The 16,474-nt window shown below is 36.2% G+C and carries 16 protein-coding genes; 9 read left to right on the forward strand and 7 right to left on the reverse strand.

Translation table 11 applies throughout. The features are described from left to right. Window positions 1-401: hypothetical protein (locus Q9R21_RS14415; protein ID WP_311204747.1), on the reverse strand; the 401-nt coding region annotated here is incomplete at its 3' end. Between the two features lie 147 nt (window positions 402-548). Here Q9R21_RS14415 and Q9R21_RS14420 point away from each other — a divergent pair. Genes Q9R21_RS14420 through Q9R21_RS14430 form a run of 3 tightly spaced genes read left to right on the forward strand, consistent with a single transcriptional unit; the run spans window position 549 to window position 2,689 of the window. Further along, entirely contained in the window at window positions 549-944 is a 396-nt protein-coding gene (locus Q9R21_RS14420; RefSeq protein WP_087554476.1) for a DUF6088 family protein, read from the forward strand. Between the two features lie 5 nt (window positions 945-949). Further along, window positions 950-1,852 (forward strand): nucleotidyl transferase AbiEii/AbiGii toxin family protein, encoded by a 903-nt coding sequence (locus tag Q9R21_RS14425; RefSeq protein WP_087554478.1) that lies wholly within the window; start codon window positions 950-952, stop codon window positions 1,850-1,852. 21 nt (window positions 1,853-1,873) lie between these two features. After that, window positions 1,874-2,689 (forward strand): serine protease, encoded by an 816-nt coding sequence (locus tag Q9R21_RS14430; protein ID WP_087554479.1) that lies wholly within the window; start codon window positions 1,874-1,876, stop codon window positions 2,687-2,689. Window positions 2,690-2,796: 107 nt separating this feature from the next. On the opposite strand, the gene Q9R21_RS14435 is transcribed toward Q9R21_RS14430, so the two are convergent. Beyond that, the gene (locus Q9R21_RS14435; RefSeq protein WP_087554481.1) at window positions 2,797-3,060 is read right to left on the reverse strand and encodes a hypothetical protein; all 264 of its coding nucleotides are present in this window, start codon (window positions 3,058-3,060) and stop codon (window positions 2,797-2,799) included. 500 nt (window positions 3,061-3,560) lie between these two features. Between Q9R21_RS14435 and Q9R21_RS14440 the strand changes: the two genes are divergently transcribed. Continuing rightward, a complete protein-coding gene (locus tag Q9R21_RS14440) occupies window positions 3,561-3,884 on the forward strand; it encodes a hypothetical protein (RefSeq protein WP_087554482.1) in 324 nt (107 codons plus the stop codon). On the opposite strand, the gene Q9R21_RS14445 is transcribed toward Q9R21_RS14440, so the two are convergent. Continuing rightward, a complete protein-coding gene (locus Q9R21_RS14445; RefSeq protein WP_171290101.1) occupies window positions 3,881-4,090 on the reverse strand; it encodes an antitoxin HicB in 210 nt (69 codons plus the stop codon). The genes Q9R21_RS14440 and Q9R21_RS14445 overlap by 4 nt on opposite strands. A gap of 100 nt (window positions 4,091-4,190) precedes the next feature. Next, window positions 4,191-5,315 (reverse strand): hypothetical protein, encoded by a 1,125-nt coding sequence (locus Q9R21_RS14450; protein WP_106918755.1) that lies wholly within the window; start codon window positions 5,313-5,315, stop codon window positions 4,191-4,193. A 2,637-nt stretch (window positions 5,316-7,952) separates the two neighbouring features. Here Q9R21_RS14450 and repM point away from each other — a divergent pair. From repM to Q9R21_RS14470, 4 genes are all read left to right on the forward strand, one after another. Then, window positions 7,953-8,882 (forward strand): replication initiation protein RepM, encoded by a 930-nt coding sequence (gene repM / locus Q9R21_RS14455; RefSeq protein WP_087554487.1) that lies wholly within the window; start codon window positions 7,953-7,955, stop codon window positions 8,880-8,882. 68 nt (window positions 8,883-8,950) lie between these two features. Then, window positions 8,951-9,496 carry a plasmid replication DNA-binding protein gene (locus Q9R21_RS14460; protein WP_171290102.1) on the forward strand — a complete coding sequence of 182 codons (546 nt, stop codon included), beginning with the start codon at window positions 8,951-8,953 and terminating at the stop codon, window positions 9,494-9,496. 602 nt (window positions 9,497-10,098) lie between these two features. Continuing rightward, window positions 10,099-11,574 (forward strand): ABC-F type ribosomal protection protein Msr(E), encoded by a 1,476-nt coding sequence (msr(E), locus tag Q9R21_RS14465; RefSeq protein WP_000052512.1) that lies wholly within the window; start codon window positions 10,099-10,101, stop codon window positions 11,572-11,574. 55 nt (window positions 11,575-11,629) lie between these two features. Then, a complete protein-coding gene (locus Q9R21_RS14470) occupies window positions 11,630-12,514 on the forward strand; it encodes an Mph(E) family macrolide 2'-phosphotransferase (RefSeq protein WP_000155092.1) in 885 nt (294 codons plus the stop codon). Between the two features lie 189 nt (window positions 12,515-12,703). Here Q9R21_RS14470 and Q9R21_RS14475 read toward each other — a convergent pair whose 3' ends face one another. Further along, on the reverse strand, window positions 12,704-13,315 hold the full coding sequence (locus Q9R21_RS14475; protein WP_015060246.1) for a recombinase family protein: 612 nt from the start codon (window positions 13,313-13,315) through the stop codon (window positions 12,704-12,706). A gap of 225 nt (window positions 13,316-13,540) precedes the next feature. Next, window positions 13,541-14,728 carry a tetracycline efflux MFS transporter Tet(39) gene (tet(39), locus tag Q9R21_RS14480; RefSeq protein WP_004856455.1) on the reverse strand — a complete coding sequence of 396 codons (1,188 nt, stop codon included), beginning with the start codon at window positions 14,726-14,728 and terminating at the stop codon, window positions 13,541-13,543. A 65-nt stretch (window positions 14,729-14,793) separates the two neighbouring features. Here tet(39) and Q9R21_RS14485 point away from each other — a divergent pair, with 65 nt between their 5' ends. After that, window positions 14,794-15,435, forward strand: coding sequence for a TetR/AcrR family transcriptional regulator C-terminal domain-containing protein (locus Q9R21_RS14485; RefSeq protein ID WP_004787586.1), 642 nt, complete (start codon window positions 14,794-14,796; stop codon window positions 15,433-15,435). 573 nt (window positions 15,436-16,008) lie between these two features. Here Q9R21_RS14485 and Q9R21_RS14490 read toward each other — a convergent pair. Continuing rightward, window positions 16,009-16,474: DUF6236 family protein (locus tag Q9R21_RS14490; RefSeq protein ID WP_311204748.1), on the reverse strand; the 466-nt coding region annotated here is incomplete at its 5' end.

The raw sequence follows: 16,474 nt of genomic DNA on the forward strand, positions 1-16,474 counted from the left end.
AAAGTCTGATATAACTCAATTTCTAAGCTTAATTCTTTATCATTAGCTAAATACTCTTCGTTTCTATCAAGATAAGAATTATTTGCTACAGACCAATATGCAGGATTTTCCTTAAGTTTTGAATTTATTGTATTTATCTCTGATAATTTTATAAACTTGATAAATTCTTGATTACCTCTAATGCTTCCTATTAAAGGAGTATTTAATTCACTCGCAGCACCAAATTCCTTTAACTTATCTAGCTCATCATCTGATTGATAAACCAAATTATTTGTTAGATATGCTATCTCATCCCAATAGGTTAAAGCTTTACGCAAGTCACGCCGATCAAGTGAAGAGAAAGAAATTCCACCACCAATTGCGATTTCTTTGGGAGATGTAATCAAAATACCTTTTTTCATATATTTATCAACAAAATAAGATCTCTCACAAATATAGACATTAAATTAGTCACTCACCAACAGTTTTTTTAAATTTAGCTATTAGTATATACTTCTACATATAGTCTCTCTTTTGCCAAATCTTTTCTTTGTAAAGTAGGAATCAATATGAACATTGCTACAAGAATGAAAATTTCCGTGGCTAACAGTAGAAATAACGTCTTTTTATCAAAAGATTTCATGAAAATGGGATCTGAAAGCCAAGTTAGAATGGGTTTGCAAGAACTTATCTGTGAAAAAAGAGTTCTGAGGATCAGTAAAGGTGTATATGTAAGGGCTAAAGAAAGTCGCCTTACAGGTAAGGTTGTTCCTGTAAACGGATTAGAAACCGTAAAAGAGGCCATAAATCGTTTAGGCTATCAAATCAAAGAATCTCAATCTATTAAAAACTACAATTCGAAGATATCAACACAAGTTCCAACTGGTAGAACTATTGCTATTAATAAATGTTCAAAAAGAAAGTTTAGATACGATAATATAGAGATATTCCTCGTATATTATTAATTTAAATGAATTCTTATCCTTTAAAAGATCTAACTGAACTCTCAGAAGAATTACTTGTTGAATATAGCTTTGTAGAAAAAGACTGGTTCATCACTAAAGTCCTGACGTTACTCGCTGATGATCCTAATTTAGTTTTTTCAGGTGGTACTTCACTTTTTAAAGCTCATAGACTAATTGAACGCTTTTCTGAAGATATCGATTTCTTGGTTATTGGCGATTTTAAGCCTGCAAAGCGTAAAGAAATCCGCAATAGAATTATTCAAACTTTAATAGAGAATGGTTTTAATGTAATTGATAAAAAAACTTTTGACAGTGGTCGAAAATATGAATTAACAATCGAATATCAAATTACTCAAGCTACTCCCGACTATATCAGACCCCATATTCTAATAGAAATTTGTTTTAAAGAATCGCAAGATTTTGAACCTGTTTACAGAGATGCTGGATCTCTATTACACATCTATTCTCAGAGAGAATTAGAAATTAAAAGAATTACATGTACTGACCCACGACAGATATTTGCCGATAAAATCAGTGCATTAATTTGGAGAATCCCTGACTGTAATCGAACTATTGCCGACTCAGATAGTCAAAAACTAGATAACACCATCATTAGGCATTTATATGATATATGCAAACTGGCAGAGGCTCTATCAATTGACTCACCAGAATTAATTACTCTAATTGAAAGCAAAATATCTAATGATATGACTAGGGATAGAAGTGGTACTGAAATAACGATATCTGCGCAAGAATACGGTTTAAGAACTATAGCTACTCTAAAAGATTCTACTCTTTGGAAGGACAGTTATCACAGCTATGTAAGTAATTTTTGCCTAAAAGGTAATATTATCGCTTATGAGCAAGCTATATCGATTATCGAAAATATAATAAAAAAATTCAAATGATATTAAAAACTGAGAAATTTTATGTTTAAAAACTTGTATGAAAAAATCCAACGCTGTTGTGGATATGTGACAGTTTTTGAAGGTGATGAAGTTATAAGTGAAGGTACTTGTTTTAGCTTTACGGATACAGGTGAAGTTATTACTGCTGCACATGTAGTGACTGGTAGGATGCCTATAAAAAAAGAAGATTACACTCATCCACAGCAAAGAATTTTGATAAAGTTTCCCGAGTTACCTTTAGTTGAATATGCAGTATCTTTTTGCTCATTTGAAATTAACGTCCCATCTTTTAAAGAAATAATACAGCTAGATATAGCTGTATTACGACCAAAAGAAGAGCAACCTTTCAAATTCCCCTTTCTACCTGCAAGTATTAATTCAGTAAATCTAGGAAAAAGAGTATTTGTTGCAGGCTACTCAGATGAACTTAATATCCCATTTTCGATTGAGAAAATTATTGATCCAGAATCATTTGGTGCAGATAAGTTTATTAAAGCAATTAGAGAGGAAGGATACTTAGCAGATATGACAGGTCCAATAATTAAACATGGTTATATTGGAAATATTCGTCGTATTTTTGCTGATGATAACTCCCAAAATATAAGAATAGAAACTGACGTTTTTTACATAGATAATGGGATGCATAGTGGTGCAAGTGGAGGGCCTATTGTCAATGAAGAAGGGGTTGCTTTAGGAGTATTAACACAACGTGCAATAACGCCAGCACATCAATCAGAGGACTCTATATTAAAAGTCCCATCAGGTTCATCAATAGGAATCTCATTACAAATTCTAAAAACTGTTCATGAAATTATTCAAAGAAATAATGCAACTTAAAATATATAAACTATAAAAAATGCCTATAATTTAGGCATTTTTTTAGCTCTCATTTAACATAAAATCTCTTATACGAAATTTGATTGAATTGTAAGTCCCCGTGAGCTTCAATCCTGGCTTACTTTACGTTTTTTAATTTTAAAAGTTCCACGACTCGCTACTCGTTGAGCAAGTTCAGGATTACGCCCAGATAGTTGTTTAATCACAATTGGGGGACCATTTAGTTCCTTAAGCAGTACAGTATCGTTTTCAACATACATAACTGGTCCACTTTGAGCTGCGGTAACAAAGCTTTCTCGAAGTGTACAAGCTGCCTGAGAAGCAATTTCTCTCTCATCGTCATTTTCATTAATTAGATTTACTGCTGACATTGACGTAATCCTGAGTAAAGCCTACCTAAATCATATTCTAAGTCGGGTAGACAGGAGATAAAACTAAAGACATTTCTGCATGTGAGGCGTTATGCAACACACATAATAACTTCATTTCTACTTCAAGGTAGGTATTATGTGTGATCTTGATTTTTTATTTAATTTCAATAACTTAAAAAATTAACGTTTGAGTTTTATTCTTCCCACACAAATACAATAACATTTAAAATCAAATACTTATATTGTGTGAAAAATTTAAAGTTTAGCATCACACATAATACCTACCTGGATTTGCTTCACTAGGTAGGTATTATGTGTGATCATCTTAATGATGTTATTTAATTTCAGTATCTTACTTAAAACTCAACTCTTTATAATTTCAATAAATTTTCACGAAGCACAGTATCATTCGACACAAAATTCCTATCCCTTTTTAATCCTGAATATTTAAAATTTGTAGAGAGTCCATCATTCAAAAAATTAGATGCCTTGAGAGCCAAATGAATCATACAATTTTTCAGAAATTAGAAAAAATGAATGGGCACTGCAAGACTTGTGCTAAAGCTTATGCACTTTTGACTCTGTTGAGTCTGGTGACTTTTTTCATCTATTTTTTTAATCATTTCACGTTAGAAACTCTCTTTACAGACCCAAATGCCCTATTACCGGCGATCAAAATAGAGGCTTTTGCGCTTGGGATTATGCATATTGTTTATTCTTTCTTTTTTAAATATATCGATAAAAAACTGCAAATATATGGCTTAGATTCAAACAATCTGAATGAATACATCCAGCGGAATCAGGCATTTTTCCAAAAGTATTAAGGTATGATTTCTCCAGTAGAGTTCATATCTTGTAATGTGTCAAAGACAAGTCTTTCAATGCCTGAGCGTGCTTTATCGCTGTCCGGATCTAGCCAGGACAGCGAAGGAAATTCGGCACAAAGGCCAACAAATTCTCCGTCTTGGGCAGACCACGTCACACTATATGAATAGCGTGCTTCAATCTTAAAATTGAACAAAGCCTTCATATATTTTGCTGCATCTTTGGTCTCAGCTCTCAAATCGTCAATTTCTTGGCGGCTGAGATCATAATCATCAGGATATTTCAGCATAGTTCACCTTTAATCTTTAATCTTTAAGTTTTTGCTTATTCTGTTTGTTCAAATACATCGTATCTGCATTACGACAAGCCATTTCAAACTCTTTAATGCTCATTGCCTTTTTCTTGGTAAATCGGACATAGTGCAGATGGTTCGTGAAATACTTCTTATTCAGCTTCTTATGATCAGGCTGTATCTGATTCAATAATTTTCGAACCCTTGCCTGTATTGAACCAATTTGAAATCGAGTCCCATGAAAATTCCCATGTGCCATCAATCGTGCGCTGGCTTCTGCAAATTTCTCTATACTTTCTGGCGTAGTTTGGATCTTGTTTAATCTCTTTTCAAACTCGCGTTTAGATCCATCTAAGAAGTCTTGGGATAAATACCAAGTAAACCGGACTCTTTTAGTGGAATAACGCTGAAAGAATTCTAAATGCTTTTTTCGAACCAAACGTAAGACCCGGGTAAGCTCTTTTAGCCTATCGTTGTAACTCTCATCATTTTCAAATTTAATCCCAAACCCCAATAGAAACTGAGTCACAGATTCTTGGTTCCAACGATTGTGCTCATTGTCTAAAAAAACAAAAGCAAACTTTCGATATAAACTCTTAAATCGTCGTTCTTCTGAGGCATCAAAGGGCTTAAAGATTCGATAGATAAACTTTTTGTTGCTATCAATCGCCTTCACACGTTTTGTATGCGTATTAAAAACGACCCCATAATTCTCAGGGAAATAATATATCTTCGCAAATTCAGTTTTCAGATCCGAAAATTCAATATATTGACCTAATACATAGGGACCAAAACGCAGCAGTTTTTCTTTTTTAGTCGTCAAAATACTATTCAGCTTTTGCTTGCGCGCCATGCTCGAATTCTTAGCGAGTATTTCTTTTAGCGTCAGCTTGCTTCTTCGTGCTTCACGATAACCAGTGGTAAATAACCAGAACTGGAACACCTCACTTTTTGCCGGATCATAATTGATCACAAGACTCCACACAGGCTCCCCGTAGTCTGATTTTTTCTTACGCGCTTGCTCACCGATATCCAGACCATATTCCAGGATCAGCTTCGGAATCAGGTTTTGAAACTTCGAAAAAGGCACAACATCAGAAAACCAGAACTTTGCTTTTCCATTGGAAACGCATTGCATGATACTGAGCAGGCAGTCAGTTTTTGTTGTTGTGTAGTAGATCATAAATCAACCAAAACCTGAGTTTTTTGCGGAAAGCATAAAAGTCTATCTTTTATTTTAAAGAATCACAAAACCATTTTTCACTAAAAATGGTTTTTTTTTAAGCGAAGATGGGTTTTCTGTAAATAAGAGTTCCTGTGGACCCGAGCAAACAGTTGTTTTTAGGTTTTTTGTGGCTTATTCTGTACCTGCCAAATATGAATTTTTTGGGATCGATGTGATTCGTATCTGTCCCGAATTTTTCTAGACCCTTGTCATTGCGGTTTTATGTGTATACGTCAGCCAACGTATACTAAAACTCGCAAAGCTGCGTGCGTGAGAAATCTAGCTGGCGCGGCTATGACGGGCACTAGGTGGTGAAATTCCGCTTATTGACCCAATCCTGACTGCATATAAACGCAGGTCTGCTTTTAAGCTCACCAGTCGTAAATATGTAATCTATGTAATAGTTGGGCGACATAGAAACGGGAATCTAGGCGACTAGATCAAACCCTGTCTAATGGAGAGTGTGAGTAACTTCAAGGATTGATAGTTGCGTTAACAACACCTATTTCATGCTTCAATTTTTACGAAGGGCATGATGTATGGCGCACAGGTGGGCTGCTGAGAATATCGCGAGGTATTAGGGAGTTGAGGAGAAATCTGGAAACTTCGGTACTCAAGGATTAACTTGAATGACTTGTCGAGATGACATTTCAGGTTAGTTGGTGAGATCGCTGGATAGCTCAAGCCTGTAACGGTGACACGTAGAACGTTATGTCACTCAGAAATTAAGACTGCATTGATTAAGTTCATTGCGGTCTTTTTTATTTTTTAGTGATTTAAACATAGCGAAGATGTTGCTTTGCGTAGGTCAAGTGCTTTACCCACAATGAAGTCGAATAACGGTGAATAATACGGGTTTTTGGAACTCTTACCGTAGAACAACGGAATCGCTGTTATTTTGTGGAGTGGATAAGCGTACTGATCGTTTATTAATACTGGTTTACTTTTATTAATGAACAAAGACCATTATGACTAATATGGGAATCTCTCAAGTCGATCATTATACAAGGTGGCTCCTTGATATAGACTTTTGAAGCGAAAACCTGCCTTGAGTGGGGAATAAGTTTTGATTAATGAGAGAGGGAGAATTGTTGAGTAGATTCTGTATCGAACCTTGATACAGATCCAGTCACTTCGAGCGAATAAAAACGTAAGCGGTGATGAAGCGAAAGACAATGCGGGAAATATTTAAAACCACTGACAAGGGTTTTTAAAGTGAGGTGTGGCAGCCTCGGTATCTATGAAATGATACGAACTTTTTTGGCGTGGAAGAAAATCAAAATGATTATTTCAATTATTAACGTGGCTGTTAGTAGTTGTGATATTTGATGATTATTCAGTAAGAAGCATGAACGGTGGCTCCGTTGTTGGTTCACGCCAACCAAATATCTTAGTTATTAATCCAAACTTTAAAGTTGAATTAATCGCTACTAGCTATTTTTTTTAGCGGTGACGTTATGAAGCAGTAAAATTGTTTTACTAGCGGAATAGTGTTTTAGCGGTGATGTATTCTTTCCTGAATTTTCATCTAGCGGTCCAAATGTGACTTAGCGGTGACGATTGAATTTGATGGTTGAATATTAGCGGACCTGTACTTAGCGGTGATGGAAAACATCTTGCTTCGTAACTAGCGGAAAAGTGGTATTAGAAAGTCGTAGTTGTGGAACTAAAACACAACCGAAGTTTGTCTTAAACTTAGTGGTGATGACAGTCGGGCATAAGCTGTCTGAACGGTTTGAGATTCGCTTCCTTTGCTATGCAAAGAGGATGTCACAAGTTGATAACTGTGAAAACGTACCAATACGTTCTATTGGCGTTAGGCGGTTACGTGAAACTCCAACATAAGCCCTGTTCTGCATCAGTAGACAGGGCTTTCCTATTTTGCGCTAATTTGCGTTTTAAGACACTTTTTATAAAAAAAGCTACCCAATATCATAAAAAGCTGCAATCAAGCTAAAAACGCCAATATAAGCCTTTAATCGGTATCTATAGAGCGAGTGTCTACGAGCGAACGCTCAAAAGTTGCGCCTAGACTCTCTGAAAAACCGTTTTTTACAGTTTTAGATCCTGGGAAAAACTTAGATTACATATAAAAAATTGAATCTAGACCGAGCGAAGCGACTAAAAAAGAATTATGAGCGAAGCGAATTCCGAGTTGCTTTTGCTTTTTCTAAAAGTCACGGAAACATTGACCAAAAAATTGCCCCCCGAATCGAGCGAAAGCGAGATTCAATAGAGTTTGAGCGTAGCGAAAACCAAGGGCAATTTTTCATGCACTGGGCTTTTAATTATTTTTAAAGTTTTTAAATGTTTTTAACTTAGTTTTAATTATTAAATTTCAATAACTAACCTTTGCATTCCCCCACGTTTAGTTACCCATTCCCCCACGTTTAGTTACCCATTCCCCCACGTTTAGTTACCCATTCCCCCACGTTTAGTTACCCATTCCCCCACGTTTAGTTACCCTCCTAATTACACCCTTAACTACACAGTTGCAGTTATACCCACATTGTTATAATCTGTGGGTATAAAAATATTTCAATTGAGTCTATGTCAAAAGAATTAGTTGTAAAAACCAATCGGTTAAACCAAGCTTTTCAAACCCTATCTTTATCAGAGTTTCATATTGTTCAATTAGCCATTGTTGATGCTAGACATACGGGTACTGGACTAAGTACAGATACTCCTTTACGAATAGATGCTTTGAGATATGCTGAAGTTTTTGGGACAACAAGGCAAAATGCTTATCAGAGAATGAAAGAAGCAGAGGATTCTTTATTTAACAGAAGATTTAGCTTCTTTGATGAAGATGGGAAATTAGTCAAAAGTAGATGGATTCAGCAAGTAAAATATCTAGATGATGAAGGGGCTATTGAACTTGTTTTCACTTTAGCTGTTGTACAAGGCATAAGTAAAATTGATGGTATTAAAGAATTTTTTACTCAATATTTACTAAGCCAAACAGCCCAGCTTAACAGTACATATTCAGCAAGATTATACGAGTTATTAATTCAATGGAAAGCTATTGGAAAAACGCCAGTATTTGAATTAGCAACTTTTAGAGAACAACTTGGAATTGGTGTTAATGAATACAAGCGTATGGATCACTTTAAAACTAGAGTTCTTGACTTAGCCATTTCTGAAATTAGCGAAAAAACAGATATAGAGGCAACCTACCAACAGCATAAAAAAGGCCGTTCAATATCTGGTTTTTCTTTTTCTTTTAAACAAAAAAAATCTAAAACTAAATCATTAGAAAATCAGACAATATCTGGGAATCTAGATCTTTTTTCAAAAAAAATGACTGACTCTCAACGCCACTTATTTTCCAATAAGCTATCTGAACTTCCTGAAATGAGTAAATACTCTCAAGGAACTGAAAGCTATCCTCAATTCGCAGTAAGAATTGCTGAAATGCTTAAAGATTCTGAGAAGTTAAAAGAGTTTGCTCCCATGCTTGAAAAGGTTGGCTATCGTTAAATCATTGATGTAACGTTACATCACTGAATATTGTCTACTGACATACAGACTTTTACTTGGGTTACATGATGAAAGCACTATCTGTTATTGAATTAGCTCAACTCTATGGAATGAATCGTCAAAGTATCTATAAACGTATAAATAAAGGGGATTTATCAAAAAATAGTGATGGGAAAATAGATTTATCTGAAGCCATACGAGTATTTGGCGAACCATCTAATAAAAATAATAATGTAACTACGTTACAGTCTACTACGGTACAAAAAGATACAGAAGTAGACATGCTAAAACAGCAAGTAGACATACTTAAAAAACAGCTAGAACTTGCACATGAGCGAGAAGTTTTTCAAAGAGAACAACTAGAAGCAAAAGATAATCAAATAGAAGCAATACAACGACTGCTAGAAGCCCCAAAAACCAATATGACTACGTTTACCGATCAGAAATCTAGCCAAGATATAGCAACGGATCCTCGGTCAGAACCTGAGCCGAAACATGACGGATTGACTACTCCGGAAAAAACGGAAAATAAGCGGATTCCAGTACCGGAGCGCATTGAACAGGAACCGGAGAAAAGGGGCTTTTGGAGCCGTTTTTTTAGACCCTATGATTAACCACGATTGTTTAACTAATATGAACAAAGTCGTGAAACATTGATCAAAGAATAGGCGTGGAACGTGAAAAGTCACAAAAAAAGCCCGAACAGGGATGTTCGGGCTATAAACTAGAAACTACAGCATTGATTTCTATAAATAATTATAACGCATTTCGTATAACGTGTATTATGTTAATTTTAGAAAATCTTCACTACTATTATTTTAAAATAAGCCTTATATCCAAGCATAAAACAAGGTTGTCTAGACTTCTTTTAACAGTAAAGTTATCATAAAACTGAATTTTATTTTTTAGGTAAGTTTATGCATTCTATCCGCATTCGTTAAGACACAACTATTTGCATAGTGACACTATTTTATAATGGTGGGCTTTTGTTGTGTCTTTAAGAATATATGCGGATATATAAAGTAAAAGTATGCTTAATTTATAAGTATGCTTTTAGTGCATAGTTTCCAGTTATAACTTAATTGACTAGCTATTTGTCCACCCTGTGGATGAATAGCTTTTTTTTTGGGAGGACACTGTGATGCTAGCTTTTGTTTTCACCTAAATCCTGTTTGCTGCATAAAAAATTTCAAGAGCTAAACAGGAGTAAATAAAAATGAGTTTAATTATTAAAGCGAGAAACATACGCTTGGATTATGCTGGGCGTGATGTTTTGGATATTGATGAATTGGAAATTCACTCTTATGACCGTATTGGTCTTGTGGGTGATAACGGAGCAGGAAAGAGTAGTTTACTCAAAGTACTTAATGGCGAAATTGTTTTAGCCGAAGCGACATTACAGCGTTTTGGTGATTTTGCACATATCAGCCAACTGGGCGGAATCGAAATAGAAACGGTCGAAGACCGGGCAATGTTATCTCGCCTTGGTGTTTCCAATGTACAAAACGACACAATGAGTGGCGGAGAGGAAACTCGTGCAAAAATTGCTGCCGCATTTTCCCAACAAGTACATGGCATTCTAGCGGATGAACCAACCAGCCACCTTGATCTCAATGGAATAGATCTACTTATTGGTCAACTTAAAGCATTTGATGGAGCATTACTTGTTATCAGTCATGACCGATATTTTCTTGATATGGTTGTAGACAAGATATGGGAGTTAAAAGACGGTAAAATTACGGAATATTGGGGTGGTTACTCGGATTACTTGCGTCAAAAAGAAGAAGAGCGACAACACCAAGCCGTAGAATATGAGCTGATGATGAAGGAACGGGAGCGATTAGAATCTGCTGTGCAAGAAAAACGCCAGCAAGCTAATCGATTAGACAATAAGAAAAAAGGAGAAAAATCCAAAAACTCTACCGAAAGTGCTGGACGACTTGGGCATGCAAAAATGACTGGCACCAAGCAAAGAAAACTGTATCAGGCAGCTAAGAGTATGGAAAAGCGTTTGGCTGCATTAGAAGATATTCAAGCACCAGAGCATTTGCGTTCTATTCGTTTTCGTCAAAGTTCAGCCCTAGAACTGCACAATAAGTTCCCGATTACGGCAGATGGTCTGAGCTTAAAATTTGGTAGCCGTACTATCTTTGATGACGCTAACTTTATAATACCGCTTGGCGCTAAAGTCGCTATAACTGGATCGAATGGAACAGGGAAAACGTCCTTGTTAAAAATGATATCAGAACGTGCTGATGGATTAACCATATCTCCAAAAGCTGAAATTGGCTACTTTACACAAACAGGATATAAATTTAACACGCATAAATCTGTGCTCTCCTTTATGCAGGAAGAGTGCGAGTACACAGTTGCGGAAATTCGTGCAGTATTGGCTTCAATGGGGATCGGAGCGAATGATATTCAAAAAAACTTATCCGACTTATCGGGAGGTGAAATCATCAAACTGCTTTTATCCAAAATGCTTTTAGGAAAATATAATATTTTGCTTATGGATGAACCAGGAAACTATCTTGACCTAAAAAGTATTGCCGCATTAGAAACAATGATGAAGTCCTATGCAGGAACTATTATCTTCGTATCTCATGACAAGCAATTGGTCGATAATATTGCTGACATTATCTACGAGATCAAAGACCACAAAATCATCAAGACTTTTGAGAGAGATTGTTAATGATAGCCAATCTAATCCGAACATTAATTATTGAACTCTTTAAAGGAAATTAAAAATGACAATTCAAGATATTCAATCACTTGCTGAAGCACACGGCTTGTTGCTTACGGACAAAATGAATTTCAATGAAATGGGCATTGATTTTAAGGTCGTTTTTGCTCTTGATACAAAGGGGCAACAATGGTTGCTGCGTATTCCTCGTCGTGATGGCATGAGGGAACAAATCAAGAAAGAAAAACGCATTTTAGAATTGGTAAAAAAACATCTTTCTGTAGAGGTTCCTGATTGGAGAATTTCATCTACAGAATTAGTGGCTTATCCCATACTTAAAGATAATCCTGTTTTAAATTTGGATGCTGAAACCTATGAAATAATTTGGAATATGGACAAAGATAGCCCGAAATACATAACATCTTTGGCAAAAACCTTATTTGAAATCCATAGTATTCCTGAAAAAGAAGTTCGGGAAAATGATTTGAAAATTATGAAACCTTCAGATTTAAGACCTGAAATAGCAAACAATTTGCAGTTAGTAAAATCTGAAATTGGTATAAGTGAGCAATTGGAAACCCGCTACAGAAAATGGTTGGATAATGATGTTCTATGGGCAGATTTCACCCAATTTATACATGGCGATTTATATGCTGGGCATGTACTAGCTTCAAAGGATGGAGCTGTTTCAGGCGTTATTGATTGGTCAACAGCCCATATAGATGACCCAGCGATTGATTTTGCTGGGCATGTAACTTTGTTTGGAGAAGAAAGCCTCAAAACTCTAATCATCGAGTATGAAAAACTAGGGGGTAAAGTTTGGAATAAACTATATGAACAGACTTTAGAAAGAGCAGCGGCCTCTCCTTTGATGTATGGTTTATTTGCCTTAGAAACTCAAAATGAAAGCCTTATCGTTGGAGCAAAAGCTCAGTTGGGAGTTATATAATTTAAAAATATGATTGCTGAGAACTGCCTTGTTTTGAAACTTGGTTGGCTTTAATTAGTTTTTAGTATTCTTTATAGAAAATGCCTCGATCAAGGGGCATTTCTAACAATCATTTAACATAAAATTTCTTATGTGAAGTAACCTGAATGCAGCGGTGCCCCATTGGGGGCGCGTTGAGATAAGCCTCTTTTAGATAACTTTAGCAACTCGATAGACAGTTGCAACTCCACAATTCACTGCTTTGGCAATTTCTTCCTTAGTCATATTGCCAACTACTAGCAATTCTTTTATTCGTTTATGTTTAGCCTCATTTGCCTTCTTGCCTGTTGGTTTGTAACCCGAACGTGCCAGGCCCTGCTTAATACGTTCTATACGTTTCTCATTGTCTAGGCGGGCCATTGTTGCCAGAAGATCAATCAACATATTGTTGATGAGTTCCAAGATTGAATGAGTAATGCTGTCACTGGTTTGAATCATTTGGTAGGTAGTAGGAAGATCTGCTACGACTAAACGAAGTCCCTTCTCCTGGATCCTGCGCTTCAGCTCTTGAAAATCTCGTTGGGTTAGGCGTGATAAGCGGTCAATACTTTCAACTAACAATGTGTCACCTTGATTTGCTTCTGACAGTAGCTTATTCAATTCAGGTCGGTCTAACTTCGTACCACTATAGTTTTCCACGTACACAATGGTTTCACCCAAATTCAAGTTTTGGTTTAGATCCTGAAGAATCTGCAAAGCCCTTTCTGCATCTTGATCTTTAGTTGAAGCTCGTAGATAAATACGTGTATTCATTTCTATCATTTAATCTTAATTCTATTAGATTAATGATAATACTATCATTTAATTATTGCATTAAGTCTAATGATAGATATTGTATGCGATTTGGCTCGCTATCATTCAGGTATAGTCTTTTGATAAAAAAAGCATGACTAAAAGCCATGCCTTGGGAATTCGTATAACGTGTATTATGTTAATTTTAGATAAACTATAGAATCCATTAGTTTTTAAACCAATAAATTAAATATTTTATGGAACTCCAGAATATTTATTCAGGCGATACTTAAGCAATAAGGGTAGGGTGATTACATAAAGTATTGCAGCTAATGCCCATACCATTCCAGGAGCTGATGCCTGAGTCATAAAATAGAGGCTAGTAACTAATACAGGACCAATTATAGCCCCCAGACTATTAAAACTGCTTAATAGCCCTTGTAATTCACCTTGTCTTTCATCACTAATACCTCTGGACATCATTGCTTGCAAAGCAGGAACGGCTACTCCACCAAGGGCAAACAATGGTAACAACGCAAAAGGCACCCATTCTTCAACAGCAATAGATAAAAGAAGTAAACCAATTGCATCGCAAGCTATTCCACATAACAACGTATTTTTCTCTCCAAACCTCTTTACCATAGGGGCGATAGCAAAAGCCTGTGCAATAGAATGGCATATTCCATAACTAGCAAGGGAAACACCTGCAATAAATATACTCCAGCCATAACGATCCTGCCCATAGATAACCCATAAAGTTGCGGGGACTTGTGAAACCAATGTGATAATTAAAAAGATACCAAGCAATGGAGCCATATTAGGTTGAGTGATCAAATAGGATAATTTCTTTAATATTGATTGCTCCTGAACCTTCTCAGTCATTTTATTGCTGTGTTTTGATTCTTTTAATAAGACTGCTGTCATTATTAAATTAATCCCATTCATAAAAGCAGCAGCAAAGAACGGTGCATGTAAGTTCCATTCACCCAAAACTCCACCTATTACCGGACCCGCTATAAACCCAATACCAAAGACAGCTCCAAGGAGACCAAACCTTTTTGCACGCTCATGGGCTGGAGTAATATCTGAAACATAAGCTGTTGCAACAGCCATGTTGGCACCTGTAATTCCCGCAAAAATACGACCAATATATAGCCACAATAGAGAAGGAGCAGCAGCCATTAGGAGATAATCAGCCGTTGCACCAGCAATTGAAATAATTAATACAGGTCGACGTCCAAATCGGTCACTCAACGCTCCAAGGATAGGTGCAAAAATGAACTGCATCAGAGCATACACAGCTAATAAAGCACCATAGTGAACACCGCCTGCTTCAGCTCCAGCCAATGACCGTAATAATTCAGGCAAGATCGGCATAATTAAACCAATCCCAACAGCATCCAGAAATATAGTGATTAAAATCACGCTCAATGATTTCTTCACAAATGCCTTCTCTAGCAATGATAGAATTAATATTCTCTCACACACTCCCTATCAGTGATAGATTTATGAGTAAAAAAGATATTGCACCTCAACGTCTGACACGTGAAATAGTCCTGCGTACCGCATTGGATATGTTGAATGAAGAAGGCATAGATTCAATAACCACACGCAAGCTAGCTCAACGATTGGGTATTAAATCTCCAACTCTATATTGGCATTTCAAGAATAAATCCTTGTTAATGGAAGCAATGGCGGAAACCATTATAAATGAACACCATTTAGTTTCTTTACCCATCGATGGGATGACATGGCAAGATTGGTTGCTCGCTAATTCTGTAAGCTTTCGTCGAGCACTACTAGCTTACCGTGATGGTGCTCGTCTACATGCAAGAACTAGCCCCAGTCAAGGACATTTCAACACGATTGAGGCCCAAGTTGCGCTGTTATCTCATGCTGGGTTTTCTCCTGTTGAAGCAGTTGCATTACTTATGACATTAGGAAGGTTTATTGTTGGGTGGGTCCTTGAGGAGCAGCAAGAAGAAATAAGATCAGACCCACCATTCGAAGCCGATCCAACTATATATCCACTCATGCTCCAAGGAGTGAATACCTTACAAAATATGAATGCGGATGACATTTTTGAAAATGGGATTCGTATGGTGATTATCGGTGCTGAAAGACAACTTGATATTAAAATGCAAACTTAACTCTATACTGCTTTAAGCAACTGTTCTATTTAGTAATAAAGCTTTTATCCTTAATTATTTAACATAATAGAGCTTATACGAAACGCTATCTATAAAGCCTTTGTTTTTCAGATAGTTAAAAAAAATGACCTACCTAAAAAACTGCAAAAAGCCGACTTAGAAACAAGTCGGCTTTTTTATGATCAGGTTTGATACTTCTTGCCAATAAAATCGATCAATGTTTAATCAAAATGACGCATTGTTGTGCTTTATCAAGCCATCCACGGCCGAAACAATCCCCAATTTCTGCGGACAACTCTTGGGATAAAAAGTGGCCAGACTTGTACGTTTTGGCGCACATTCATTCAGGTGCTTTGCGTCTATGCAATTCTTCATCAATTTCCTATCATGGGGACATAGAGAGCAGGATGCTCCAGATAAGAATAAGAAAAGACAGCAACGGAGAATGCAGGTACGACAGGAGTTATACCAAACGCATCAAATATGTAAAAAAGCCCAACAGGATGTTGGGCTTTTTTATTGTCTAACGAATCTGGTATAACAGCCGTTATGCTAATTTTAGGAAAACTAAACCTAACTATCCTGAAAGTTCTTACGAATACTTCGTATGTAATTAAATTGGGTGTGAGTTTGTGGTTTATTAATATACTTATATCCTATAGCTATACCACAAGCAGCAATACCTGCCAGCATGGGACTAAATGCATGTAATTGAGGTGTAGAATAGACACCATAAGCAGTAAGCCCTGATGTTGTAGCAGTATAAGCAGATATATCTAAAAAGTCCTTTTTAACAATATTTCTTAAATTGTCATAGATAATCTTAATTTTACCTTCTCTCATTACTCTATCTATATCAGATAAAGATCTTTTAACCCTTTCTATTTCTAGGTTTTTCTTCCTATCATAGGAGTTTGAATCGCATATATCGATGACCAAACCTTCAAAGTACTCTCGAAATGCTATTAATTCTGTTCCTCTTTTTTCTTTGAACTCAATAATTTTTTCTAGAGGTGTATCAGCAGATGGAACAGGCAAA

The organism is Acinetobacter sp. RG5 (genome assembly GCF_031844265.1).
GTDB lineage: Bacteria > Pseudomonadota > Gammaproteobacteria > Pseudomonadales > Moraxellaceae > Acinetobacter.

Bases quoted from the DNA above. Each gene is read 5' to 3' on its own strand.
- Q9R21_RS14435 (WP_087554481.1), bottom strand. From the start codon at position 3,060: ATGTCAGCAGTAAATCTAATTAATGAAAATGACGATGAGAGAGAAATT.
- Q9R21_RS14420 (WP_087554476.1), top strand. From the start codon at position 549: ATGAACATTGCTACAAGAATGAAAATTTCCGTGGCTAACAGTAGAAAT.
- Q9R21_RS14460 (WP_171290102.1), top strand. From the start codon at position 8,951: ATGAAAGCACTATCTGTTATTGAATTAGCTCAACTCTATGGAATGAAT.
- Q9R21_RS14440 (WP_087554482.1), top strand. From the start codon at position 3,561: ATGAATCATACAATTTTTCAGAAATTAGAAAAAATGAATGGGCACTGC.
- Q9R21_RS14475 (WP_015060246.1), bottom strand. From the start codon at position 13,315: ATGATAGAAATGAATACACGTATTTATCTACGAGCTTCAACTAAAGAT.
- repM (WP_087554487.1), top strand. From the start codon at position 7,953: ATGTCAAAAGAATTAGTTGTAAAAACCAATCGGTTAAACCAAGCTTTT.
- Q9R21_RS14485 (WP_004787586.1), top strand. From the start codon at position 14,794: ATGAGTAAAAAAGATATTGCACCTCAACGTCTGACACGTGAAATAGTC.
- Q9R21_RS14470 (WP_000155092.1), top strand. From the start codon at position 11,630: ATGACAATTCAAGATATTCAATCACTTGCTGAAGCACACGGCTTGTTG.
- Q9R21_RS14450 (WP_106918755.1), bottom strand. From the start codon at position 5,315: ATGCAATGCGTTTCCAATGGAAAAGCAAAGTTCTGGTTTTCTGATGTT.
- Q9R21_RS14425 (WP_087554478.1), top strand. From the start codon at position 950: ATGAATTCTTATCCTTTAAAAGATCTAACTGAACTCTCAGAAGAATTA.
- Q9R21_RS14445 (WP_171290101.1), bottom strand. From the start codon at position 4,090: ATGAAGGCTTTGTTCAATTTTAAGATTGAAGCACGCTATTCATATAGT.
- Q9R21_RS14430 (WP_087554479.1), top strand. From the start codon at position 1,874: ATGTTTAAAAACTTGTATGAAAAAATCCAACGCTGTTGTGGATATGTG.